Source organism: Glutamicibacter mishrai, assembly GCF_012221945.1.
GTDB classification, from domain to species: domain Bacteria; phylum Actinomycetota; class Actinomycetes; order Actinomycetales; family Micrococcaceae; genus Glutamicibacter; species Glutamicibacter mishrai.
The window spans coordinates 3,205,364-3,231,219 of sequence record NZ_CP032549.1 but is presented as its reverse complement, the minus strand read 5'-3'; the positions used below and the strand labels follow the sequence as shown (position 1 = coordinate 3,231,219).

At 55.7% G+C, this 25,856-nt stretch carries 19 protein-coding genes; 6 read left to right on the top strand and 13 right to left on the bottom strand.

Features of this window, described 5'->3' with window-relative positions; translation table 11 throughout:
* Window positions 1–66 precede the first annotated feature (66 nt).
* Window positions 67–2,688, bottom strand: coding sequence for a polysaccharide pyruvyl transferase family protein (locus tag D3791_RS15105; RefSeq protein WP_172512685.1), 2,622 nt, complete (start codon window positions 2,686–2,688; stop codon window positions 67–69).
* 262 nt (window positions 2,689–2,950) lie between these two features.
* Between D3791_RS15105 and glf the strand changes: the two genes are divergently transcribed.
* A complete protein-coding gene (gene glf, locus D3791_RS15100; protein WP_172512684.1) occupies window positions 2,951–4,123 on the top strand; it encodes a UDP-galactopyranose mutase in 1,173 nt (390 codons plus the stop codon).
* A gap of 156 nt (window positions 4,124–4,279) precedes the next feature.
* Here glf and D3791_RS15095 read toward each other — a convergent pair whose 3' ends face one another.
* The 5 genes from D3791_RS15095 to D3791_RS15075 all read right to left on the bottom strand — a co-directional run bounded on the left by D3791_RS15095 (window position 4,280) and on the right by D3791_RS15075 (window position 11,138).
* Window positions 4,280–5,296 carry a glycosyltransferase family 2 protein gene (locus D3791_RS15095; protein ID WP_172512683.1) on the bottom strand — a complete coding sequence of 339 codons (1,017 nt, stop codon included), beginning with the start codon at window positions 5,294–5,296 and terminating at the stop codon, window positions 4,280–4,282.
* Window positions 5,297–5,696: 400 nt separating this feature from the next.
* Window positions 5,697–7,292 carry a phosphoglycerate dehydrogenase gene (serA, locus tag D3791_RS15090; RefSeq protein WP_172512682.1) on the bottom strand — a complete coding sequence of 532 codons (1,596 nt, stop codon included), beginning with the start codon at window positions 7,290–7,292 and terminating at the stop codon, window positions 5,697–5,699.
* 458 nt (window positions 7,293–7,750) lie between these two features.
* Entirely contained in the window at window positions 7,751–8,527 is a 777-nt protein-coding gene (locus D3791_RS15085) for an acyltransferase (RefSeq protein ID WP_172512681.1), read from the bottom strand.
* Between the two features lie 182 nt (window positions 8,528–8,709).
* Complete coding sequence (locus tag D3791_RS15080) at window positions 8,710–9,408, bottom strand: class I SAM-dependent methyltransferase (RefSeq protein WP_172512680.1); 699 nt, start codon at window positions 9,406–9,408, stop codon at window positions 8,710–8,712.
* Window positions 9,409–10,361: 953 nt separating this feature from the next.
* On the bottom strand, window positions 10,362–11,138 hold the full coding sequence (locus tag D3791_RS15075; RefSeq protein ID WP_172512679.1) for a hypothetical protein: 777 nt from the start codon (window positions 11,136–11,138) through the stop codon (window positions 10,362–10,364).
* Between the two features lie 82 nt (window positions 11,139–11,220).
* On the opposite strand from D3791_RS15075, the gene D3791_RS15070 reads away from it, so the two are divergent.
* From D3791_RS15070 to D3791_RS15055, 4 genes are all read left to right on the top strand, one after another.
* A complete protein-coding gene (locus D3791_RS15070; RefSeq protein ID WP_172512678.1) occupies window positions 11,221–13,491 on the top strand; it encodes a SpaA isopeptide-forming pilin-related protein in 2,271 nt (756 codons plus the stop codon).
* A gap of 88 nt (window positions 13,492–13,579) precedes the next feature.
* Window positions 13,580–14,983: a SpaH/EbpB family LPXTG-anchored major pilin gene (locus D3791_RS15065; protein WP_172512677.1), complete on the top strand. Its 1,404-nt coding sequence runs from the start codon at window positions 13,580–13,582 to the stop codon at window positions 14,981–14,983.
* 143 nt (window positions 14,984–15,126) lie between these two features.
* Window positions 15,127–16,029, top strand: a complete 903-nt coding sequence (locus D3791_RS15060; protein WP_172512676.1) for a class C sortase — start codon at window positions 15,127–15,129, stop codon at window positions 16,027–16,029.
* A gap of 117 nt (window positions 16,030–16,146) precedes the next feature.
* Window positions 16,147–16,752 carry a sunset domain-containing protein gene (locus tag D3791_RS15055; RefSeq protein ID WP_172512675.1) on the top strand — a complete coding sequence of 202 codons (606 nt, stop codon included), beginning with the start codon at window positions 16,147–16,149 and terminating at the stop codon, window positions 16,750–16,752.
* A gap of 150 nt (window positions 16,753–16,902) precedes the next feature.
* Here the strand turns inward: D3791_RS15055 and D3791_RS15050 are convergent, their stop codons facing one another.
* The 6 genes from D3791_RS15050 to ilvD all read right to left on the bottom strand — a co-directional run bounded on the left by D3791_RS15050 (window position 16,903) and on the right by ilvD (window position 24,636).
* Window positions 16,903–18,165: a hypothetical protein gene (locus tag D3791_RS15050; RefSeq protein WP_172512674.1), complete on the bottom strand. Its 1,263-nt coding sequence runs from the start codon at window positions 18,163–18,165 to the stop codon at window positions 16,903–16,905.
* A 32-nt stretch (window positions 18,166–18,197) separates the two neighbouring features.
* Entirely contained in the window at window positions 18,198–18,812 is a 615-nt protein-coding gene (locus D3791_RS15045) for a hypothetical protein (RefSeq protein WP_172512673.1), read from the bottom strand.
* Between the two features lie 289 nt (window positions 18,813–19,101).
* The gene (gene ilvC / locus D3791_RS15040) at window positions 19,102–20,133 is read right to left on the bottom strand and encodes a ketol-acid reductoisomerase (RefSeq protein ID WP_172512672.1); all 1,032 of its coding nucleotides are present in this window, start codon (window positions 20,131–20,133) and stop codon (window positions 19,102–19,104) included.
* Window positions 20,134–20,237: 104 nt separating this feature from the next.
* Window positions 20,238–20,756 (bottom strand): acetolactate synthase small subunit, encoded by a 519-nt coding sequence (gene ilvN, locus D3791_RS15035; protein WP_061952333.1) that lies wholly within the window; start codon window positions 20,754–20,756, stop codon window positions 20,238–20,240.
* 3 nt (window positions 20,757–20,759) lie between these two features.
* Window positions 20,760–22,643 (bottom strand): acetolactate synthase large subunit, encoded by a 1,884-nt coding sequence (locus D3791_RS15030; RefSeq protein ID WP_172512671.1) that lies wholly within the window; start codon window positions 22,641–22,643, stop codon window positions 20,760–20,762.
* 289 nt (window positions 22,644–22,932) lie between these two features.
* Window positions 22,933–24,636 (bottom strand): dihydroxy-acid dehydratase, encoded by a 1,704-nt coding sequence (gene ilvD / locus D3791_RS15025; RefSeq protein ID WP_172512670.1) that lies wholly within the window; start codon window positions 24,634–24,636, stop codon window positions 22,933–22,935.
* A gap of 117 nt (window positions 24,637–24,753) precedes the next feature.
* Here ilvD and D3791_RS15020 point away from each other — a divergent pair, with 117 nt between their 5' ends.
* Window positions 24,754–25,215 carry a hypothetical protein gene (locus D3791_RS15020; protein WP_172512669.1) on the top strand — a complete coding sequence of 154 codons (462 nt, stop codon included), beginning with the start codon at window positions 24,754–24,756 and terminating at the stop codon, window positions 25,213–25,215.
* 116 nt (window positions 25,216–25,331) lie between these two features.
* Here D3791_RS15020 and idi read toward each other — a convergent pair whose 3' ends face one another.
* Window positions 25,332–25,850 carry an isopentenyl-diphosphate Delta-isomerase gene (gene idi, locus D3791_RS15015; protein WP_172512668.1) on the bottom strand — a complete coding sequence of 173 codons (519 nt, stop codon included), beginning with the start codon at window positions 25,848–25,850 and terminating at the stop codon, window positions 25,332–25,334.
* Window positions 25,851–25,856 lie beyond the last annotated feature (6 nt).

Genomic DNA, 25,856 nt, shown 5'->3' with positions numbered 1-25,856 from the left:
TCTGTTCCTGTTCAAATGTTGCTGGCATCGTCATACTCTTGTTACGTTCCTAACCGGGTCTAAGATCTATGCGTGTCGCTTCAGAATGCTGTCTGATTCAACTCGCTTGGAGCGAGGAACCAGGACATTCTTGTCGAAGTTGCCGACGGCTACGAACGCGATGAATACTTCGTTTTCTGGAATATCGACGATGTTCCGGATCTTCTGTTCCTTCTCCACGCCCATGGCGGTGTTCAGCAGGCACGAGCCGAGCTCCATCTGGGTCAGTCCAAGAAGCAGGGACATCATGAACAGTCCCCCATCAACGAATGGCTGATTGCGTTCTGGAGCGAAGAGGAACGCATCCAGGTCTGCAGTCACCAGCAGAAGGCGTGGTGGTGCCTTGAATCCAAAGAATCCACCCTGTACTTCCAAGAGCTGCTTGATGGTTTCCGGGTCATCAAACTGGTGAACACGTGCACCCTGACGGCTGCAGACGGATGGCGACTGCATTGCAATCTGCACGGCGGCCGAAATGGCTGCGTCGTCAACTGGGGTATCGACGAACTCTCGTACGCTTCGACGCCCGTACATCACGTCCATGAACGCGCGGTCATCGTTGGGAGTCTCTACCGGATCTTCACGGTGGTTCGCAGCAGGGAATGCTCCACCCTCGCCTACTCGGCCATTGGCGATGACGTCCAGTGCCTGTGCCGAGAACAGATTGCGGAAGTGCGAGACATCCGTATTGGTTTCCTCGTTGCGGGCAAAGTAGGCCTTCATCACCGATGCGGAGCTCTGCACGATGGTGTCGTTGGTGTCCAGGCCGCGGGTGATCCAGGCGTTCATTTCCTTGGCAAGGCCAGGAATGGCGACGCGGCCGAAACCTGGACGGAAGTTACTGTGGGTCAGGCCCTTTTCGATCGCGTGGGCGTGGAAGAACATGCGTGCCCGGATTCCGGTGACGGAATCTGCTGAGCGGCCACGGCTAAACGAACGTACCTGGGATTCGTAGTCATGCAGCGCCAAGCGGCGTGCTTGCTTCGAGAACCCTTCAACGATGTCGTCGTTGGACTTCGCTGGTGCTGCTGGGGCGGCTAGTGCCTTGGGCTTGATATCCGTAATGGAGATCTCATGAACCTGGGCGCCGGCTTGTGGACCGGTGAAGTGCAGGGCACCGAGCATGACCTGGCTCAGGCCGGCTTCAGCTACCGAGAACTCGAATTCATCGGTGCGAAGGCCGCCGGAAGTCTCCGCGACTTCTGCCTTGCCGATGACCTTGAACGTACCGGACTGCGGATTGCGCAGGTGCACGTTGATGCTCTTGGTCTTGGTGGTTGGAGCCCACTGGATCTTCAGGCGCTTGCGGGAGCCAGGAGTCAATGGTTCGGGCAGATCGGTCCAGACATGCTTTCCGCGCAGGTCCTTGTCCTTGCCGACGCTCAGTGAAACGCCGTCCTTGCCCTTGGTGATAGCCCAGATGTCGCTGTTTGCCGAGAAGTCCAGATCCAGCGTGTGGCTCTGCACCGAGGCGCTGGCAGCGTCAATCACGGCCTTGCCGTTTTCAAGGGCGGCTGATGATTTGACTGCCGGGTCCAGGGCCGCGTTCAACCATTCGAGGGAAGTCTTGCGGCCGTTCTCGATGTAGTTGCGTGCCTTGGTGAAATCAATGTCCAGCGAGACGTTGTCATTTGCGTTGATTGTCTCGGCGGTATCACTCTCGTAGACGCGTCGGGTGTCACCGAAGCCGAGGGACGACAGCAGGTTTTTGAACCGGTCAGCGCCACGCTTGTTGTTGTAGATCGAGGAGAATGGCTTCTCGAAGATAACCGAGAATGCGGTGCCGTGGAAGCTGTCGGTGACCACATAGCTGGAATCCTTGTAACCACGCAGGAAGTTTTCCGGCGAATCGCTCTCGATAATTTCTGCGCGTGGTTCGTCAGCCCAAATCTCCTGGGCAGCTGTGCGTCCCTCATCCGGATTGCAGATCACGAGGATCTTTTCCAACCCGGTCTTTTCAAGGATGGCCAGTGCCGTGGATTTCTTCTCTGGAGTTGGATCCAGGAAGAAGACGGCCATGTACTTGCCTTCTGGCGAGATCGTTGCCTTCGCAGCCAGTTCGCTGTAGTGGTTCTGGTCCAGCAGGAACACTGGGTCAACAACCAGGTCTGCCTTGGCCCCAAAGATGTTGCGAGCGGTATCGATGCCGTAGTTTTCTCGAACTGAGATGGCTTTGAACTTCTGCAGGTTCTGGGCGTGCTTGGCAATGAATTCTGGCTTGAACTTCTCGGTTCCGCGATTACCGAACGACGTGCCATAGGCTACGCGGTTGCGGTCTGGAGCAACGAAGTCCAGGAAGAGGTCATCGTTGACGCGGCCGATGAGCGGGTTCCACAGCTGGTCGCTTCCGACAACAAAATTATCTGCCAGCTCATTGAGCTTTCCGAGCTGCGAGTAATGCATCTGCTCGGTGTACTGGTAACCGGTTCGGCGAGCGAAATCCATAGACAGGATGTCGTCTGGCCAACGCACTCGGAAGCCGTTGTAGCCCAGTGGTTCATGAACCATAAGTACCGAACGTCCGAGATTTTCGATGGCGCGGTTCAGACCGTAGTAAGTCAGAATTGATCCGTAATTTTTGCCGTACCACCATCCGAGGACGGCTACATCATACTTGTTCTTCGGATCCACCAAGGGGAAGTTCCTCATTCCTTGTCTTACGCATCATGCATTAACTAGCGCGCAACCGGCGGGCGGTTCCGCGGGACTGCCCTCTCGTTCCTATGGGAACGGGGCACTGCTACGACGGGCCGATATCAGGCGAATTGCTGGTCGCGAGTAACTACGCTACCAATAAATCAATTCCACGACCTTTGAAATTCGGCGATATGGCTGTTTGTTAGAGCGAAATACACCTTCGGTTAACCTTCCATACGGTAGTCGGTTACTGTGCAATGAATAGATAGCATCTATGGATACAGATTTATTAGTTGTCGGGTCCGGGTTCTTTGGTCTAACGATTGCAGAACGGGCTGCCGACGCAGGTCTCAAGGTCACCGTTATCGACAGGAGATCGCACATTGGCGGAAACGCCTACAGCGAAGCAGAACCAGAGACCGGCATCGAAGTTCATCGATACGGAGCACACCTCTTCCACACCTCGAATGAACGAGTTTGGGAGTACGTGAATCGCTTCACCAGCTTCACCAATTACGTACACCGGGTTTACTCGACGCACAACAATCAGACCTTCGCTCTCCCAGTAAATCTGCACACTATCAACCAGTTCTTCAATGCCGCATACACCCCTGACGAGGCCCGAGCCTTGGTCAAGGAACAGGCAGGGGAATTCGAGGTAGACAGCGCCAAGAATTTCTACGAGAAGGGCATTGCCCTCGTAGGACGCCCATTGTTCGAGGCCTTCTTCGCTCACTACACCGCCAAGCAGTGGCAGACCTCCCCCGAAAAGCTCTCGGGCGATATCGTCAGCCGACTCCCAGTGCGCTACAACTACGACAATCGCTACTTCAATGACAAGTACGAGGGATTGCCAGTTGACGGCTACACCGCCTGGATTGAGCGCATGGCTGATCACCCGAACATCACCGTTCAGCTGAACACCGACTTCTTCGATACCAGCCAGCCCTTAAACAAGGAGGCATTGGTTGGCAAGATGCCGATCGTCTATACCGGTCCAATCGACCGGTACTTCGACTACAGCGAAGGCAACCTGTCCTGGCGCACCCTGGACTTTGAAGAAGAAGTTTTGAATGTGGGCGATTACCAGGGCACCCCGGTAATGAACTACCCGGATGCCGACGTGGAATTCACGCGAATCCACGAGTTCAAGCACTTCCACCCGGAGCGCAAGGACAGCTACCCAACGGACAAGACCGTGATCATGCGTGAGTTCTCGCGTTTCGCTGAACGCGACGACGAGCCGTACTACCCGGTGAATACTCCAGAGGACCGCACTGGACTGCTGGCCTACCGCGAGCTCGCCAAGAAGGAAGAGAATGTCTTCTTCGGCGGCCGTCTGGGAACCTACCAGTACCTGGATATGCACATGGCCATCGGTTCAGCGCTGTCGATGTGGGATAACCAGATCTCGCAGATTGCCCAGGACCTGAAGGTCTCGCAGTAGCGCACTGAAAAAGTGGCAGCGTTCGCATTCGCGAACGCTGCCACTTTCTTGTATGTGCTGCTTCTGAAAGATTGTTTTGGGAGACTAATTCGTAGAGGGATGCCCTAGACGTCGCTTCCCCGTGATCGTTAGATATTGGCGATCACGCGCCGATACTCAGTCGAACTTGTGGTGCTGATTTTGCTTAAGGGATTCCAAGGGAGCCATTGGCTCCCAGGTATTGTCCTTGGCGATCTTGTGGCCGTCTCGGATTCCCCTGAAGAGATTCGACGTGCCGCGAATAGTCTTTTCCACCAAGAGCAGGCGCAAGATTTCCTTCCCGAACGTCAGAGCCGTCCCCAAAGCAAACGCGCCTGGGTGCCACATGCCGTGAGCGCGATAGTACTGCTTGAGTATCGCGCGGTTTCGCATGATGTAGTAACGGTAAGGATCACTCGAAGCATTGAAGTGGCGGATGCCCAAATCGAGCTGACGGATGTCCCTCGTACGTCGAAGGACGAATTCATTGACGATGACCGCAGTGGTAATTCTTGATGCCAGCCAGCCGTAGAGCTGATCATCCCAGTAGATGAAGAAGCGCGGATCGGGAAGTCCAATTCGACGGACTACGTCACGATGGATAAACATACCCTCGAAACAGCCCGAATTCATCTCCCGATAGCCCGTGACATCGAAGTCGCTAGGCGCGAACGGAATCGGGATGGCCAGTCGGTCCGAGATTCGATACTGCCAATAGAACTCGCTGCCATCGTAGTCATAGCGCCTGCCCTGGATGACCTTGAAACGCTGCGACCAGTGGCCTAGGCGACCCAATCCATTGGGAATGACTTCAACATCGTCGTCCATCATCCAGATCCACGTGGCGCCAAGCTCATACGCAGTCTTGACTCCGGTGTGGAATCCCCCGGCCCCGCCGGTATTGGTTGGCAGCTTCTTATAAACGACTTTCGCAGCAAGTTCAGCGGAGTGCTTTTCAACAATCTCGTGCGTGTTATCGACAGAGGCATTGTCTACGATAACGACATGACCGGGGGCAGGATCCATGACCTGGATACTAGTCAGGAGTCGATCGAGAAGATGTGATCGGTTGTAAGTAACGATCACAATAGCAGTCTCAGACGGCTCGAAACTCGCCTGAACGGTTTCCGCATTGTCTCTTAATTCATCCCTCATATCGGATCAAGTTTATCTCAATAAAAAGATGTCAGCTAATTTCTTAACCACTTCTGATTAGTGAAAACCTAAATTCTATCTTTTATTAACCCGTTGTTTACCTTGTGATTTCCTGAAATTCATTTGTTAAATAATTTCCATCTTCTTCCAATGGCCACCGCAGGTATCGAGGCAGCGGATGACGCGTGACATCCGGGCCGCCAGAGCATTGGCAGCCCTCATCACGATGAGTGCCCACAAGGATCTCAGCCCCGCACTCCCCTAGGTATAGAGGAAGCCGCCCACTGTCGCAGTGGGCGGCTTCCTCTATTGTTGTGGAGCTCAGGACTAGGCTGCATGCCTCTGAGAATCGTTCATGCTCCTTAGGCCAAACAAGCCCAATCAGCAATCTGCTGGCTGATTAGTCCTCGAGGTTGATCTCGCGAGCAACGCTGGCGCCGATTGCAGCGCCAACAACATCGAGAACACCGGCAGGAAGCGCCGAGTCAATGCTGATGACAGCAAGGGCTTCAGACTTCTTCTCATCGCGGGAGACCTGCATACCGGCAATGTTCACGCCCTGCTCGCCCAGAACGTTACCCAGGGAGCCAACAACACCAGGACGGTCCGCGTAGCGAACGACGATCATGTGATCAGAGATCGGGATTTCAATCTCGTGACCGTTGATGCCCACGAGCTTCTCAATCTGCTTCGGGCCGGTCAGGGTGCCAGCCACGGCAAGCTGGGTGCCTTCGTTGGTGGAACCCTTGATGGTCAGCTGGTTGCGGTATTCAGGCGAATCTGCGGTGGTGATCAAACGGGTCGCGACGCCACGCTGTTCTGCGAGAACAGGAGCGTTGACGTAGGAGACCTGCTCCGAGACAACATCCATGAAGACACCCTTGAGTGCCGACAGCTCCAGAGCCTTGACATCGAGCTCAGCGATTTCGCCGGCAACCTCAACGTCGATGCTGGTCAGCGAACCGACAGCCAAAGCGTTGAAGATGCGACCCAGCTTCTCAATCAGCGGGATGCCTGGGCGTACGTTCTCGTCAATGACGCCACCGGCGACGTTGACTGCATCCGGCACCAATTCGCCGGACAATGCCAAGCGAACAGACTTGGCGACGGAAACGCCGGCCTTCTCCTGGGCTTCATCGGTGGATGCGCCGAGGTGCGGGGTGACAGTGACGTTGTCGAATTCGAAGAATGGAAGGTCGGTGCTTGGCTCCTTGACGAAGACGTCGATGCCGGCTCCGGCGATTTCCTTGTTCTTCAGTGCTTCGTAAAGCGCAGCCTCATCTACCAGGCCACCGCGGGCAACGTTGACAACGTAGGCGGTGTCCTTCATCTTGCCGAAAGCATCCTTGCCCAGCATTCCGAGGGTCTCGGGGGTCTTTGGCATGTGGATGGTGATGAAATCGGCTTCTGCCAGGAGCTCGTCCAGGGTCAGCAGGGTGACGCCAAGTTGGGCCGCGCGTGCTGGGGTGACATATGGATCGTAAGCGACGATTTCCATGCCGAAGCCCTGCAGGCGAGCTGCAACCAAAGCACCGATGCGGCCCAGGCCGATGATGCCGGCCTTCTTCTCGAAGAGCTCGACGCCGGTGAAGGAGCTGCGCTTCCATTCGCCGTTCTTCAGCGAGGCGTTCGCGGACGGAATTCGACGTGCCAGCGAAACGATGTGGCCGACGGTCAGCTCAGCTGCGGAAATGATGTTGGAGGTCGGAGCATTCACGACCATGACACCAGCCTGGGTAGCGGCCTTGATGTCTACGTTGTCCAGGCCAACGCCAGCACGGGCGATGACCTTGAGGTTCTTGGCTGCAGCAATGGCCTCAGCATCTACCTGAGTGGCAGAGCGAACCAGGATTGCATCTACATCGGCAATGGCTTCGAGAAGCTGAGAGCGGTCCGCACCGTCAGTCTGACGAATTTCAAAGTCGGGACCGAGAGCAGCAACCGTTGCAGGAGAAAGTTGCTCGGCCAAAAGTACGATGGGCTTAATGTCAGACACGGGTGTGGCACCTTTGCGATTTCATAGGGCTGATGCTTGCAAGACAGCAGTTTTTAGCGTCTGCCGTCGAATCAAGCGTAACCCTATGTATCCTTCGTTTTGGTGCGAAATCACGCATGTTACGCAGAGAAAACCCTACTTTGTGAAAACTTTCACTTATTACATAGAATGTGACACTGATCCGCCGTATCCGGATTTCAGGGGACGGTTGGCTCTTGCGATAAGTGCCGTTGATCCAACGGAAATTACGGTGCAACGGCATGTCAATTGCACCCCATCACGGATCGATTTCTACATTCCAGCCCACTTCCTCCCCGATGCCACCCGCAACAAAGGCACGCAGCAATCGCGTGGCGTCATTCAGTTAGCTGTTCACCACGAGAAACCGCATTGGGCGGTAGTTGGAATCAACGGCCTTGTTCCGGCTGGTCTTGGGTTGAAGCAGAACGCAGCGGATGTCAGCTCTTGGTTATTTTCTGATATCCGAGCTTCTTCATGATCCGCCCGAATAGGGTCAGGGATTTCTTGACTACCTGCGGATGATGCAGGTCGACCGTCGCGTTCCAATACTTCTCCGACTTCTTGACCGTCGAGACATCCGGCTTGTACGGCGGCGCAACGAATGACAGATGGGGGCGTTCCCAGGCGATATTCTTGCGAACTACTTTCGCGGGCGACCCGACGGCGATGACATTGTTCGGGATTTCCTTGGTCACAATGCTTCCAAAGCCGATGACCGAGCCGTCGCCAATCTTGGCTCCTCCCAGCAGCGTTGCCTTGGCACCGATCCACACATGGTTCCCGACAATGATGTCTTTCGCGGGATTGACTCTTTTGCCCGTGGCGATGTCGAAGATTGGATGTCCGTCATCTGCTCGGAACTGATTTTGGCTGGCAATCATGACATCGTCGCCAAAACTGACCGTCGACCCCTCAACAGCACTGACTATAGGCATCGAGGTCGTCGTGACGTTAGCGCCGATCTTGACAATCGAATCCTCGCCGATGCGGATGTTCATCTGCAGCGCTTTTTTGGAGCTGGGTCCGACGATCAGTGTTCCATTGTCACAATCCATGACAAGAGTCAGTTTTCCGATGCGAGCCTTCTCATCAATGACGATCCGGTTGTTCTTGCCACGGATGGTGATGTTGATGTCCTTGTCGAAAAGGGATGGCGACTCGATCGAGTTTCCGTCATCGTCGGCATATTCAGTAAGAGCATTTATTTTGACCATGGCGTCAGTCTACAGTTCAGCTCAATAACCGCCTGCGGTCTGAAAACGACGATGATCATTCCCTGTCTGGCCATATCCTCAGCCCGCAGATGATCCAAGGCAACCAACTGGACAGTTTTGGTAGCCAGGATCCGCACCAACCGCCTGATTGGAGTTCCAGCGCATTCGCAGTTGCTCGACGCCTACTTGGATTTCAACTCAAAAAAGAGGAAGCTCAGGAAGGCTTCGCGATCGCGCAGAGCCTCCGGAACTACTTCCGTAGGCGCGTGCTTCGAATATGGCGGTTCCCAAATCCTTTCAATGGAGAACCCTGCCTCAAGTACTGCAGACGCCATCACGTGCAAAGGGTAATGCCAATATGTCAGCTCGTGTGATTCTCCGTTGAGGTTGACCTCGTCGCTGTATTCGGTCACCTTGAAATAGTCCGACCCCTTATGGTTCCAAGGATAGAGAATCGGGTGGTTGACCGACATGATCAGCCTCCCGCGGGGCTTGAGTACACGACGGATTTCTCGCAGCGCCAAAGACCAGTCCGGCAAATAATGGAATACAAGGGATGCCACGGCGTCATCAAAGCTTCCGTCTTCATAGGGAAGCTGCTCCCCTAACCGTGAGACGCGAAGGTCGGCCGAGTCGCCAAGTCGTTTACGGGCAAGTGCAATCATTTCCTGGCTTGCGTCGAAGCCGCTTACGGTGGCACCCCTAGCAATGAGCTCCTGGGCTAACACCCCAGCCCCACAACCGATATCTAATATCCGTCGCCACTTCACCTCAGCGGCCAATTCGAGCATGGCGGGCCGTTCATAGTAGGCATTAAGGAGACTGGATTCGTTCTCAATGGCGTACGCCGCGGCGAATTGATCGTAATTACTCGCGTTCATTTTATTCCTCAGAGTCGCTTGGTTTGTCGGAGTCTAACAACATGTTCTGGAATGATCCTGATACTCCAGACACTGATTCAATTAATCTATTTCGCTGCCAGATTCTTCAGTTTCAGTATTTTCGCCCGATCGGTTGCGCACCGGCGAGACAGAGGACTCAAATTACCCTGACCTGCAACGAGACCGGCAGTGGGCTGAACATTAGGACATCTCCAAGAACCCAATAAGCCGCAGACCATGCCCTCATCGCACCTTGATCCTTTCGATGGGGCCAAGAAGGAACACATCTCTAGAGGCCTTATTCAATTTCTCCAACGATCGAGAATGTTATCCAGCTCGAATCCGCCGATGCTCCAACAACCTTGAGATTAACGGCAGGATTAATTTCGATAATCAATAATAATTCTGCGAATATTCTTGACATAAAAAGTGCCAACAAACGCCCATCCGTGGAAGATAAATTGACTTGCTTCTTTCACAACCAAGAGGAACATTTCCGGAGAGATCTCGCATACCACTCTCACAGGACAACCACCCCTACTTAAATTCCTAGTAAACTATTTCATAGCGCACCGATGCGATTCGACGGCATCGTGCAGCAATCACGAACTACGCGGATCTAGCACTTGCCGGCCCCTCGTTGGCGTTTGCGGCTTTAGATCAAGCGCTAACAATCTAGTGAAGCGGGCGTATGATACTTTGGCCCACCGACGGTTTAGATGCTTCCAGTGCCACCACCAGGATCGCCATTACTTCCATCTAAAAAGTTATATGTCTACTGAAACGTAAGCCTCCTCGGAAAACCACAGCGCCCAGAACTGGGTGGTTTTAAAAATGAAAAAAGACACAATGTAACGAACTTTTCGATCGCATTATGTCGTATTTAAAAACAATATTGACGAAACCTCAGCGGGTGTATACGCTGACGATTACAACACTCGCACGGAAGCTGGTTAGTTCAGCAAAAACTTGGGGCCGGCCGTTCTATCTTGGGGATTGAACGGCAAGTAGTACCGAATATTCATAATCGATGAAGACTCCGGTAATGCGTCACGCTTAAACGCGTTCACAAGGATTGACCTGTACAGCTTCCACACTAAAATTTGGGGAAATCTAGTGTTTGGCAATCCTGTTGGGGACAGAATTGCGCGCCGACGTAAATGTCGCCGTGAACAATTGATACAGAAGCCTCTACGCTCACGGCAGTGGAGAGCTCTTTCTGTGGCGACGCTTGCGTTGGCAATGTCTGCTGCTACTTCCATAACTGCGTCGTCGGCCCCTAGCGAGCCGACAGCATCGGAAAGCGCTGCTACCGAACCAAGCATTCCGGCCACGCCCAAGGTGTCCAGCGAAATCTCGCTGAAAAGTACTCCACGGTCCATCCAGGTGGAGTCCGCTTCTGCGTCTGCGGTCGAGAGTTCCAGCACTGATGAACCCGAGCGCGAAGCCGAACCCGAAGTCAGCAAGGCGCCAACGGCTACATTCTCTGCGGTTCCCGTCGAATCGCCAAAGGCAACATTGGTCTCTAGCGTTCCGAGTGAGCCTTCGGCTTCAAGCAAGAGCCCTGGGAAAACAGCCTCGCCTGAGCCAACCAGCACGACTTCGACCAAACAATCGGCTTCTGCAACAGAGTCCGCTTTCGAGACATCACCAACTCCTTCGCCTAGCCCGTCGCCAACGCCGGCTGCAAAAAACCTGGCACTTGGTGCAGCCGCAGCGGATTGCTCCACGCAGTTCAATCCGAGGTTCGTTGGGAACTTTGAGATCGACGGAAACCTGTGTTCCAACGTCAAAGACGACTGGTCCTCGGTATTGACACAGCCAACTGCCAACGACGGCGTAAACGACTCAACGCAATTTACCAACGGCGTCAGCGAAGGTACCTGGCCTTGGGACTCGAGTGAGTCTGGCGGAACAAATACAGCCGGCGACAAGAACGACATTCACAATGTTTATGCCTTGCAACGCACCATCGGTACCGATGTCTACGCATACCTTGGATTCGAAAGAGAAACCGGCAACGGCACAGCTCAGCTTGTCATCGAACTGAACGCTCTGCCGAACTCAAGTGCCGCCTCGCCTAGCCCGACGCGAAGCACAGGCGACCTGAGGCTTTCGGTCAACCAGAACGGACAAAACGACCTACTTCTGGACAAGGCCTACACCTGGACCTCAACTAGTGCCACCACTGGTTTTTGGACAGTGCTACCGAGCACCGCCGGCTTCACAGGCATGGCAAATACAGGTGTCATCAAGAACTTCAGTGGCACTGCTGACCTTGAGCCTAACCTCTTTGCAGAATTCGCGGTGAACCTGACGGCACTATTTGGTACAGCCGACTGCAGCGGCAATTACGGCACCCTGAATATTCGTTCCAGCGCTTCTGGCGATGCTTCGGCCCTCAAGGACTGGGTAGCACCCATTTCGCTCAATATTCCAAGTACCTGTTCCAGCGTTGTAGTCGACAAGTCGTGGGTTATTGATGGCCAGGACTACTCGCATGGCGATCAGCCAGAGGGATTCGATGCAACGCTAGAGCTCACGGGCCAGGACGCAGCAACATTCGGCACGGAATATGTCACCGAGAGTGATAACACCCGATACTACTCGGAGCAGACGGTCACCGTGGCAGAGACCAATGTTCAGGTCCCTGAAGGATGCACTTACGAAGCCTCGGGAGACCTGGGACAGCACACCCTCTCCGTCGGTAAGAACAGCTATCTGGTAACCAACACGGTCACGTGCACTGAGCTGACACTGGTCAAGAAAGTTGTTGGCGAAGCCGCACCGGAAAGCTGGACCTTGGAGGCTGATGGTCCTACTCCCCTTGCCGGAGCCACAGGTGAAGAATCGGTGACAAACGCCCCGGTTACGCCCGGTGAATACACCTTGTCTGAATCGGATGGCACGACTGGCTACCAGCTGACCAGCGTTGACTGTGGGGACTCGCATCCCGTATCGGAAACGAACTCCGTGGTCATCAATGCAGGCGACAAAATCACCTGTACCCTCACCAACACCGCAGAAGTCGCATTGACCGTGACAAAGCAGTGGATCGTCAATGGCGAGGAATACGCCCACGGCGACCAACCTGTTGGCCAGGCCCAGCTGACGGTTGATGGGTCCGAGAGCCAGTTTGACGCTCCAATCACCGGCTTCCTGGTCGGAGACGAAGTGGCAATCAGCGAAACTGTGTCAGATCTTCCTGAGCTTTGCACGGTGTCGACATCAATCAACGACGGCGAGACAGACCAGATTACGCACACCATGACGGTGACACCGGATCCGAATGTGATTGAAGTGGTCAATACCGTCGACTGCGTACAGCAGCTGACTCTGGTCAAAGACTTGGATAATGAAGAGTTCTCTGGCACGTCCACGGTTTCCGATTGGACTTTGACGGCAACCAATTCCGAAGATCCTTCCATCACGGTTTCCGGAGTCACGGGCGAACCGGCAGTCACCGAGGCTTCGGTAACCGCAGGCAGCTACACTCTCAACGAATCGGGCCCTGCCGGCTACGAAGCTGGCGAATGGAGCTGCACCGGAACGGGCAATCAATCAGATGCTGATTCAATCTCATTGGACTTGGGCCAGGCAGCGACCTGCACCATCGTCAACACTGCCAAGCCAGGCTCGGTTACATGGACGAAAACCGACGTGCAGGATCGGTTGCTGGCTGGCGCAACATGGACTCTCACCGGACCGGCAGGCGATAACTCGCAAGCAGTGGAAATCACCGACTGCATCGAGGAACCGTGCGAGGGCCTGGACCGGGATCCGGCAGCTGGCAAGTTCTCAATCGAGAACCTGGCATGGGGCGACTACACCCTAGCCGAATTGCTGGCACCTCCGGGGTACCAACGGGATGACACCATCCATGAGTTCACTGTTCAAGGCGAAGCATTGCAGGTAGAGCTTGCAGCCGTCGTCAACGAACAGCAGGTCGGTCCCACCCTTCCGCTCACCGGTGGTTTGGGACGTGACCACGTATATCTTCTAGGCGCAGGAATCTTGATCTTGGGGTTGAGCGTACTAGGGGGCAGGTTCTGGAAGACGCGGCGCGATCGAATGATCCGCTAGATTCACGAACTGCCAAATAAACCGCGGTACCGGTAGTACTTGGGGGCCGGTACCGCAATCATTCGCATTTTATATATGAGGAGTAATTGTGTTCAGCGAACAACGACTCGGCAAATTGATTGCCGGAGCTAGCGCACTGGCGCTGGTTGGGGCGGGGTTTTTGGGGGCCACCGCCGCAGCTGCCGACGACGCGCCGGGCATTGATCCGGCACAGACAGGCTCGATTAGTGTCCACAAGTCTTCAGCCGTACCAGGCGAGCAGGGCGATGGTACCGAAATCACTCCTGATCCAGGTCTGGATAAGGAACTGCTCGGTGTTGAATTCACCTTGCAGCCGGTACTGCACAACGGCGCACCAATTGACCTGAGCACCGCTGAAGGATGGGAACTCTCCGAAGCAGTCACGAATGCCGGTACGGCACCGTCGCTGCCCTCGGCAGAGTATTCGTTGGGCACCAACACCGCAGTTACTACCGATGCCGCGGGCGTAGCCACCTTCACCGGGCTGAACTTGGGACTCTACCTGGTCACCGAGACCAAGTCGGGCGATAACTTGATCGCACAGAAGCACGATCCATTCTGGGTCACCGTTCCCTACCCGAACGAAGACGGTTCATGGAACTACAACGTTCACGTGTACCCGAAGAATGTGCTCAATGAAATCAATTTGACCAAGACGGTTGACACCGAAGCCCTGCTTTTGGGCGACGAGGTGACGTGGACCCTGGACACGATCGTTCCTGCTTCGGAACTGCCATACGAGTCCTTCACCTTGACCGATGTGCTGCCTGCGGAGCTGACTTTCGTTTCCTGGGGCAGCTTGATGCTCAACGGTGAGGCCATTGAAGCGGCCGACTACACGGTTTCGGACGACAAGTCCGAGATTTCACTGACCGAGTCAGGACTGGCCAAGCTGGATCTTGCAGGGGAAGCCACCTTCTCCATCGAACTGGTAACAACTGTGAACACAATTCCAACCGGCGGCAAGGTTGTTAACAACGCAACCCTGACCATCAATGGCACCACCGTTGAGGATCCAGCCAATACGAACCTCGGAACCATCGAGCTCACCAAGACCGATGAAAGCGACGCGATCCTGCCAGGAGCCAAGTTCGAGCTCTATGGATCCGCTCCAGTAAATGGCGAACCAGAGGGCGATCCCATCGCCACCGGCACCACGAACGACCTTGGCGTGATCGTATGGCAGGTCCACGTTGGCATTGATGAAGATGTCACCGAAGACTTCTGGGTCCGGGAAATTGTGGCCCCAGCAGGCTTCGTCCTCCCCGCCAATCCGTGGACCAAAATCGATGTCACCGCGGGCGCAACCGCTGAACCAACGATCACGAACCACAAGGCTGACGGACCGGATCTTCCATTGACCGGTGCACAAGGTACCTTGCTGTTCACCCTGGCAGGTATCGGCCTGATGGCCGTAGCCGGTGGCGCAGTTCTGGTACAGCGTCGAGCACGCCAGCGTCGCGCTGAATAAGCCCGACCAACAGCGTGGCCTAGCCAAGCGGTAGGAGTGGGAGGACGAGATTTGCTCGTTCTCCCACTTCCGCAATTAAACCTTCAGCCCGACAACCACCGATGTGGCCGCACGTCCGAAAAGCACCGATGAAGGAACCGACTATGTCAGCAGTGGATGAGAAAGATCCGAGCCCGGCCGAGGCTCAACGGCGGTGGAAGCTGCCCGTCGCTACCTTGGTCATTGCCAGCGTGTTCCTGCTCGGCGCGTTGACCCTGCTCTATCCGTCCACCGCCAGCTGGTTTGCCCAATACAACCAATCCAAAACCATCGGCATGATTTCCGCCGAGATTTCGGAAGATGAGCCCAACTGGCTGCAGTCGGAGCTGGCCAAAGCACACGAATATAACCAGCAGCTTGTCGGCGGCGCTTTGCTCTCACCTGGGAGCAACGTGCCTACCAGCGACGGGCGGCAAGGCAACGGCCAAGACTACAATGACCTGCTCAAAGTATCGGATGACGGTTTGATGGGCCGGTTGAGAATTCCCGCGATTAACGTGGATCTTCCCATTTATCACGGCACAGATGCCAAGACCCTGGAACGCGGCGTGGGGCACCTTGAAGGTACGGCGCTACCGGTTGGCGGAGCCTCGCAACACTCGGTGCTTACAGCACACCGTGGCCTTCCGGATGCCACGCTCTTCAACGATCTGCCCAAACTGAAAATCGGGGACACCTTCACCATCGAGGTCCTCGGAGAAGTGCTGTCCTACCAAGTCATCGAAACCCAAACAGTGCTCCCCGATGAAACCAAATCGCTGGTTCCCCAATACGGCAAGGACCTGGCCACACTGGTGACCTGCACTCCCCTGGGAATCAATTCGCATCGAATGCTGGTCACTGCTCAACGCATTCTGCCCACCCCGATTGAAGATCTCAACGCCCTTGGAAAAGCGCCCGAAATCCCTGGCTTCCCGTGGTGGTCAGTCTTTGCTGGCGCTGCAGTATTGGCTGCCGCGGCGTGGGTCTATTTCGCTGGGCGCACCGTCAATACGCGAAGTTCTTAACGTCCAATATCGTCCAAGGGCGACATGAGTTTCCACTAGTGAGCAGTGACAAATTGATATTATAATCAATACTGGAACATTCAAGTTCTTCACTCACTCTCCGAATCATGAGGACAAATGAAAAACATCGTTCGGCCTTCGCTTGCTGTCATCGCAGCCTGCGCCCTCGCTTTTTCTGGTGTCTCTGTAGCGTCGGCAGCTTCCCAGCCGACTGCAGCACCAAGCATTGCCATTGCAGCTGCTAAGAAGACCGCCCCGGTCACGATTAAGAAGATCAGCAACAAGACGGTCAAGGGCAAAGCAAGGGCTACGATCAAGCCAAGTTATTCCAAGGCCAAGAACGTCCAGATCAATTCAGCACTCCTGACAGTCACCAAGGGCAAAAAGACCGTTGCCAAGAGTAAGAAGTCGGTCAAATTGGCTGCCGGTACGTACAAGGTCAAGACGACCGTGAAGTACAAGCTCAAGGGCAAGACCAAAACGATCACCAAAACCCAGTCTTTGTCAGTCAAGAAGGCTTCAAGCAAGCGCTCAGTGAAGATGAATGGCAAAGGCTACAGCTGCCCTTCGGGTTTCCCGGTGAAGGGCAACCGCACCGGCAGCAAGAAGGAATGGAAGTACCACGTACCAGGTGGCGCATTCTACTCTCGCACTGCGCCTGAAGAGTGCTTCAAGACCACTTCCGATGCCCGGAAGGCCGGCTACCGCGCTTCTAAGCGCTAACAACTTGCTGTAGCTCAAGCTTCAGCGATTGCCCGTCAATAAGACAACGTCCTTGGCCACCTCAAAATTAGGTGGCCAAGGACGTTGTCTTTTCGCAAGATACCGGGAAATCTGGACCGGCAGTTTTGGCTGGGCCCGGCTAAGGCTGGATCAATCCTCAAGTTCCCTCGGCGATTGCGGTGCGCCTGTTTCTCTTCGTTTCCGGATGCCTTCAGCTAACGAAGTTGCCAGCCCTTCGGCTTTACCCAACGCTTTGTTCTTGGTCTCGTCCCCCAGTTGCCGGATAGCAACCAGGCCATCAGCGCCCGCATCAGTTACCTTGTCGCGTGCTTCCGAGACTGCGGTCAGCCATCGCTTCTGATCCAGTTCACGATTGCTGCTTTCAAATCCAAGCTGAATCTGAAATTCGGACAACTCTGCTGAAATACTATTCGAGCTGTGAACGATAACTCCTGCGGACTTGGGGTGCAGCAGCACTTTGGCATTTGCTCTGGAACCAACGAGCGCGATCCTGTTAAGAATCTCGCCTGTGCTTTGTGTGATCTGCTCAGTCCTGTGCTTCCGTGCAATCTTCATGGCAATTCGATGCCGCTCATAATCACTGGGTGATCCTTGAAGCACGCGGTCTAATTCCAAAACTGCAACGCCATCCTGCAACCGGAAACAACGTGCGAGTACCGAAAGCCACTGGTTCACCTGCGGTTCAGCTTCAACAGCGGATTTGGCGATGTCACCCATCTTGGCTTTTTTCTCAAGTTTTTCAGCGATCGTGTTGAGCGAACGAATTGCTAAAGCTTGTTTGGATGCAATGATCCGTTCACTATCTTGAACTTTTGACCAAGTCACATCGTTGACGTGCCCGACGCCATCCCGAATTGTCAGTGCCTGCTCAATCGTCATGGCAACACCGTCAATTTCGGCCATCATTCCATCATGATTGGCACGCATCAGGTCATCGATCTTTTCGTCAATGACAGCGAGATAGTCATTGATCTGGTCCATGCTTTGCTGCATCGCCACTTGCGCCATGATGCCTCCAACGCCTGCGAGGAACGCCGGATTCGCCAGGGCTGCGCCCGGTTTAGTGACGATCTCAAGAATGCCAGCGGTCTTGCCTTTATTCATGACTATGGCACGGCTCAGCCCATCGGAAGAACCTTTCATGAGATCGGCGACATGGAACGCCTTGGCTGACTGCTCCGACAGCTTCACCCATCGTCCGTAATTGGCCGAGACCTCTGCCGCAACCTGAGCAGCGGTTGCACCCATTGCAGCACCAGTAATCAGGGTGTCGAGAACCATGTCTTTTGACTCCAGGTTCAGCGACGCCAGTACCGATTCGACAGTTCCCTTGTCCCCGATTACCGCAATTCCATCATCGTCAGCGATGATTTCGATTTCGTCAATACTCATGCGTGATTCGCACCTGATTCCGCTTCTTGAAATTACTCGCCTGCAAATTCGAATTCAACGGTAGCCTCAGGCTCGATGCTTGCCACCAGTCCCCGATAGAAGTTCTCGGCCTGCTGACGAAGTATCTGCTGATTGCTGTCGATGTATTTGTCCTGAAGATCCTCGTTGAGAACCTTCTTGAGCATTTCATCTTTGTCAATATCAGGAGTGACCCAGCTGAGGACCCCATTTTCCTCATTTATGACTTGGACGTCGAGGTTCTCCATGCCGATGAATTCGAATTCAGGAACTTTGATTAAATATTCGTCGCCACCTCGGTCTTCAACTTCTACGTTCTCGCCGTCTATCCCGAGCTTCGCTTGAAATGAGAACTGTACATTTGATGTCTTCGTTGTACCCGGAATCGAGACGTTGAATAGCCTCTTATCCTCCGAATCGTTCTCAATTTCTTGAACACCCAAGCTCAACAATGCGATCTCTTCAACGCTCTTGATTGAGTACAAGACACGCGTATTCTTCTTGCTGCCGTACGCATCGAAGGGATTGCCAAAGTAGTGCGCAGCCGCCAGTGTTATCCCTACGACGACGGCCAGACCCACAATCGTGAGTGTGGCACGGACAAGAAATCGTTTAATTGTTCCCAACATCTACATCTCATTCTCAGATAAACCCAACATATCTAACGACACCAAAGGTCGTTAGACGCTTTGAATTCGCAATCTAATAATGACACCATGAACCGACATTTAACTAATATGAGGATAAACTGTTTCTTCTGCAGCGCACGAATGAAACTTTAAGGAAAAAGTAGCTGAATTTTGAAACGCATGCCATGAGCATGGCTTTGTCCGTTAAACCGAAGACTGCCGTGGTGCGATGACTTTAAGTCACCGCACCACGGCAGTTTCTAAGCGTTTACCTCAGGATCGCTGAGACCTAACGGGCGACGGAGCCGTCCACGTAGTCATCCGAGGATGCGTCCGAGATCCAGGAGAACAGCGAACGCAGCTCACGGCCGGTGGTCTCGATTGGGTGGGACTCGCCCTTGGCGCGCAGTTCCTTGAACTCTGGAGCGCCAGCCTTCTGGTCATCCATGAAGCGCTTAGCGAAGGCACCGGACTGGATGTCAGCCAGTACAGCCTTCATGTTTTCCTTCACCTCTGGGGTGATAACGCGTGGGCCGGAAACGTAGTCGCCGTACTCAGCGGTGTCGGAGATGGACCAGCGCTGCTTGGCGATGCCACCTTCCCACATCAGGTCGACGATGAGCTTCAGCTCGTGCAGAACCTCGAAGTAAGCGATCTCTGGCTTGTAGCCAGCTTCGGTCAGAACTTCGAAGCCGTACTGAACCAGCTGCGAGGTGCCACCGCAGAGAACAGCCTGCTCGCCGAACAGGTCGGTTTCGGTCTCTTCGGTGAAGGTGGTCTCGATAACGCCGGCGCGGGTGCCGCCGATGCCTGCAGCGTAGGACAGTGCCAGTTCCTTGGCGCCGCCGGAGAAGTTCTGCTCCACGGCGATCAGGTCAGGGATGCCACGGCCAGCTTCGAATTCGCGGCGTACGGTGTGGCCTGGAGCCTTTGGTGCAACCAGGGCAACGTCAACGTTGGCTGGTGGCTGGATGAAGCCGAAGCGGATGTTGAAGCCGTGGCCGAAGAACAGGGCGTTGCCCTCTTCCAGGTGCTCGGCGATCGACTCGGTGTACACCTGGGCCTGGACCTGGTCCGGGGTCAGGATCATGATGACGTCGGCCCAAGCGGCAGCCTCAGCCACGGTGGAAACCTTCAGGCCTTCAGCTTCAGCCTTGGCGCGGGACTTCGAGCCCTCAGCCAGGCCGACAACAACCTCGACACCCGAGTCGCGCAGGCTCAGTGCGTGTGCGTGGCCCTGGGAACCGTAGCCAATGATGGCTACCTTCTTGCCCTGGATGATTGAGAGGTCTGCGTCGTCTTCGTAGTACAGATCAGCCACTGTAATTCTCCTTATTTGTGCTCTGGCTTTTTAGCTCAATTTCTAAGCTAGATGCCAAGTATCTAAAATTTATAGTTCGTGTCCGTAGAAGTCTTCTACGGCTTTTAGGCGCTCAGGGTCTTCAGAGCCCGGTCGCTCATGGACTTGGCGCCGCGGCCCACCGCGAGGGTTCCGGACTGGACGATTTCGCGGATGCCGAATGGCTCCAGCACCGCCAGCAGCGCGTCGATCTTTGCCGCGTTGCCGGTGGCTTCGACCACCAGCGAGTCGGTGGACACATCGATGACGGAGGCACGGAAGAGCTCCGCGGCCTGCGTCACCTGCAGGCGAGTCGCCGCGTCGGCGCGCACCTTGATCATGATGTGGTCGCGCTGCACCGAGGTTTCCGGAAGCAGCTCGACGATCTTGATGACGTTGATCAGCTTATTGAGCTGCTTGGTCACCTGTTCCAGGGAATCCCCCTCGGCGTCGACCACCACGGTCATGCGGCTGATGCCGTCAATTTCGGTGGGGCCCACTGCCAGCGAGTGGATGTTGAAGGCGCGGCGGGCGAAGAGGCTGGCTACTCGGGTAAGTACGCCGGGGACGTCTTCAACCAGTACCGAAAGCGTATGCTTTGCCATGTTCTAGTCCTCCTCTTCCCATTCTGGGGTCATGCCCTTGGCAATCTGAATCTCGTCATTGCTCACGCCCGATGGGACCATCGGCCACACCATCGAATCGGCCGAGACAACGAAGTCGATCACCACTGGGCGGTCATTGATCTCCAGCGCCTTCCGGATCGTGGCGTCGATATCCTCGTCGCGTTCGCAGCGCAGGCCCACACAGCCGTAGGCGTCGGCCAGCTTCACGAAGTCGGGAATGCGAGCGGTTCCGTGGCCGGTATTCAAATCGGTGTTCGAGTACCGGGAATCGTAGAACAGGGTCTGCCACTGGCGGACCATGCCCAGCGAGGAGTTGTTGATGACTGCGACCTTGATCGGAATATTGTTGATCACGCAGGTGGCCAACTCCTGGTTGGTCATCTGGAAGCAGCCGTCTCCATCAATGGCCCAGACCACGCGGTCCGGCTGTGCGACCTTGGCGCCCATTGCGGCAGGGACCGAGTAGCCCATGGTGCCCAGGCCAGCCGAGTTCAGCCAGGAGCGCGGACGCTCGTACTTGACGAACTGGGCGGCCCACATCTGGTGCTGGCCCACGCCGGCAACATAGACGCCTTCAGGACCGGTGAGTTCACCGATGCGCTGGATCACGTGCTGTGGCGCCGAGAGGCCATCCTGGGTTTCGGTGTAGCCGATCGGGTAGGTCTCGCGCAGGCGGTTGAGCAGGCCCCACCAGCTGGAAAGATCCTGCTGCGGCTCGTTCTCGAAGCGGGTTGCGCAGGCTTCCTGCAGCTGCGGGATGATTTCATCCAGCGAGCCCACAATCGGCACATCGGCAACGCGGTTCTTGGAGATTTCCGCAGGGTCGATATCGGCGTGGATCACCTTCGCGTTCGGCGCGAAGGAGGAGAGCACACCGGTGACTCGGTCATCGAAGCGGGCGCCAAGGGTGATCAAAAGGTCCGACTGCTGCAGTGCAGTCACTGCAGACACGGCACCGTGCATGCCTGGCATGCCCACGTGCTGTTCGTGCGAATCCGGGAAGGCACCGCGAGCGGTCAGGGTGGTGACCACAGGCGCATTGATGTATTCCGCGAATTCCTTGAGCTGTTCGTGGGCGTTGGCCTTGATTACGCCACCACCTACGTACAGCACCGGACGGGTTGCCCCGGCGATCAGCTTGGCGGCTTCGCGAAGCTGCTTGTTGTGGCCACGGGTCACAACTCGGTAGCCGGGCAGATCCACCTTTGGCGGCCACGAGAAGGTCATATCGGACTGCTGGGCGTCTTTGGTGATATCCACCAGCACCGGACCGGGACGACCGGTCTGGGCGAGGTAGAAGGCACTCGCCAGAGTCTTTGGAATGTCTTCTGCGTTGGTGACCAAGAAAGCGTGCTTGGTAATCGGCATCGTGATGCCGACAATGTCTGCTTCCTGGAATGCGTCAGAGCCAATGAATGCACTATGGACCTGACCGGTGATTGCCACCATTGGTACCGAGTCCATATTGGCATCGGCCAGTGCGGTGACGAGGTTGGTTGCGCCTGGTCCGGAGGTGGCGATGCATACGCCAACCTCCCCGCTCACCATGGCGAAACCCTGTGCGGCATGGCCTGCACCCTGTTCGTGGCGGACCAAGACGTGGTTGATCTTGGTCGAATCCATCAGTGGATCATAGGTGGGAAGGATGGCCCCACCTGGTAATCCGAAGACGTCTTTGACGCCCAGTTCTTCCAGCGAGCGGACGATGGCTTGTGAGCCCGTCATCTGTGTGGGAGCAACGATATTATTCGGACCCTGTACCGGGTTCGAAGCTTCCACGACGGAAGAGACAGCGGCGGCGGCATCCTTAGATCGATTGATTGACTTCGCAACCGACGCCGGATTGGCGGGTGTTGAGTTGCTCATCGGGATCCTTTCCATTTCTATCTCTTCGTTTGCGCATAAAAAACGCCCCGCGGCCGTCACTACTGACGAAAGGGGGCTTGCGCGTTACCGATGTTCTGTCCGCTTAGTGCGACAGCGTCTCAGGCTTCGCGCCTGATAACTAGTAGAACATCGAAGTTTGTTTGCATGTCTCTAGTTTTCTCTACCCAAAGATAAAGTTCAACTAGACACCCCGTTCATCTCATTATATGAGATGGATGTCCATTCAGTGGACGCGTTTCCGCGTCCACTGAATCAGACGAAGGCTCCTTTAGCCACAATAAGCGCCTGTCGAAGCGGAATTTACCAGTTTCGCGTATTTAGCCAGCACGCCCGAGGTGAACTTGGCCGGCAACGGCTTCCATCCCGACTTCCGGGCTTCAAGCTCAGCCGGGTCGACCAGCAGGTCAAAGGTCCTCGCTGAAATGTCCACGCGTATCCGGTCGCCATCCTTCACGAAGGCGATAGGTCCGCCATCGACCGCTTCCGGAGCCACATGCCCAATGCACAGGCCCGTCGTGCCGCCGGAGAAGCGGCCATCTGTCAGCAGCAGGACGTCCTTGCCAAGCCCCGCGCCCTTGATGGCACCGGTGATGGCCAGCATTTCGCGCATGCCAGGTCCGCCCTTTGGACCCTCATAGCGGATGACCACCACGTCGCCAGCCTGGATCTGTCCAGCATCCAATGCTTCAAGGGCACCTTGCTCGCGCTCGAAGACTCGCGCGGTGCCTTCGAAAACATCAGCGTCGAAGCCCGCGGACTTCACTACAGCGCCTTCGGGCGCCAAGGAACCGTGAAGCACCGTGACACCGCCGGTCTTGTGGATCGGATTGTCCATGGCGCGAAGGATCTTGCCATCAGGATCCGGCGGAGCGATGTGCGCGAGATTCTCGGCGACAGTCTTGCCGGTCACGGTCAGGCAGTCGCCATGGAGCAGTCCGGCATCAAGCAGCGCCTTCATCACCACAGGCACCCCGCCAATGCGATCCAGGTCGTTCATGACATAGCGGCCGAATGGCTTGAGGTCCGCCAGGTGCGGCACCTTGTCGCCAATGCGGTTGAAGTCGCTGAGCGAAAGGTCAACCTCGGCTTCCCGGGCAATCGCCAGCAGGTGCAGCACCGCATTGGTGGAACCGCCAAAGGCCATGGTCACCGCGATGGCGTTTTCAAATGCTTCTTTGGTCATGATGTCGCGGGCGCGAATGCCCTTGCGCAGCATTTCCACGACAGCTTCACCGGAGCGGTGGGCAAACATGTCGCGGCGACGGTCAGCCGACGGAGGGGCAGCTGAACCCGGCAGGCTCATTCCCAACGCCTCGCCGATGGAAGCCATGGTGTTCGCGGTGTACATGCCGCCGCAGGCGCCTTCGCCCGGGCAGATCGCACGTTCGATAGCGTCCAGGTCTTTTTCGCTCATGCGTCCGGCGGCGCAGGCACCCACCGCTTCGAAGGCGTCAATCAACGTGACGTCCTTCTCCGTACCGTCTTCCAGCTTCACCCAGCCGGGCATGATGGATCCGGCATAGAGGAATACCGAGGAAAGATTCAGGCGTGCAGCGGCCATGAGCATGCCCGGCAGTGATTTGTCGCAGCCGGCCAAGAGCACCGATCCGTCAAGGCGTTCTGCCATCATGACGGTTTCAACCGAGTCCGCGATGACTTCTCGCGATACAAGCGAGAAGTGCATTCCTTCATGCCCCATCGAAATACCATCCGAAACAGAGATGGTTCCGAACTGCATCGGGAAGCCTCCGCCCGCGTGGACGCCTTCTTTGGCTCCCTGCGCGAGGCGGTTCAACGAAAGATTGCAAGGGGTGATTTCGTTCCACGAGCTGGCAATGCCAATTTGCGGTTTTGCGAAGTCATCATCGCCCATGCCGACAGCGCGCAACATGCCTCGCGCTGGAGCGGCGTGGATACCGTCGGTGACCACACGGGAACGTGGTTTGATATCTGGCGTAGCATCCTGGCTCATAAATTTTATTCTAGTTGTCAATATGACCAATCGGATAACCTATGACGCAACCGTGACACATTTCGATAAATGATGTGACTGATCAAATTGTCCAAACTTATCGGTAGAGTAGGAGTCATGGACAACCGCCCAGACGAAAATCCAGCCGAGCAGGTCAAGGCCCGTCTCCACGAGGCCTTCGACTCGCAGATCCCTAATTTCGCCAGCTACAACCTTGTGGCCGGTACCGGAATTGCCGGTTCTGGAGGGCTCAAGGTCATTGGATATCGGCGCCAACCAGCAGAACTCATCATTGCCCCGGTCAACGCGAACGATTTGCGCGCGTCGGAAAACGCCATCAACATCAACAACACCAACGTGAACCAGCTCGCCGAGCTCAGCGATGGCGGCTACGAAGTTGCCACCTCAACGGGCAGGGTTTTCCGGTTCAGCATTCCAGAAAAGCCGAGCATCGACTTCCATATTGATGATGCGGTCACCGTTGGTGCACAGATTGATCAAGAATCCGATGCCCACGACTTCGCCGATTTCATGGATCACTTCATGAACACCATTGAAGGTACCGAAAACTTCGTGTAACCGCGGAGCCGGTGATTCGCACCGCCTCTTCATGCAGAACGGTGGATGCCCGCTTGGGCATCCACCGTTTCCTTATTCCTCCGCGCCTTGCGCGTAGCCGGTCTAGCAGGTGCTCCCTACCTGGTCTGATACTGGGGCATTTCGCTGGCCTGCATGACCAACCATGGGCTGAAGACCCATGGAACGGCCTGGACCGCTACAGCAAATTCCGCGGGATCAGCCCAACGGTAATCCATGACTTCCTCCGGATTCATCGTGATTCCTCCATCGATCACGGCGGTGAAGACTGGACAGATCTCGTTCTCAACGATGCCGGAGGCGTCGACCGCGCGATAGCGGAAGTCCGGCAGCGCTACCTGGATATCCCGGATCTCCATACCCAGTTCCCCGGCAGCATGGCGCCGGATCGCGGTTTCCATCTGCTCCCCCGGCTGGGGGTGGCCGCAGAAGGAATTCGTCCATACCCCGGGCCATGTCGCCTTCGACAACGCCCTGCGCGTCATCAGCACCTGCCCCATGGAATTCCTGACGTGGCAGGAGAACGCCTGGTGCAAAGGCGTATCCCTGGTATGCACCGTCTGCTTGGACTGTGTGCCGATGGGCTGGCCATCGGCGGAAAGCAAGATGACATCCATTCTTTG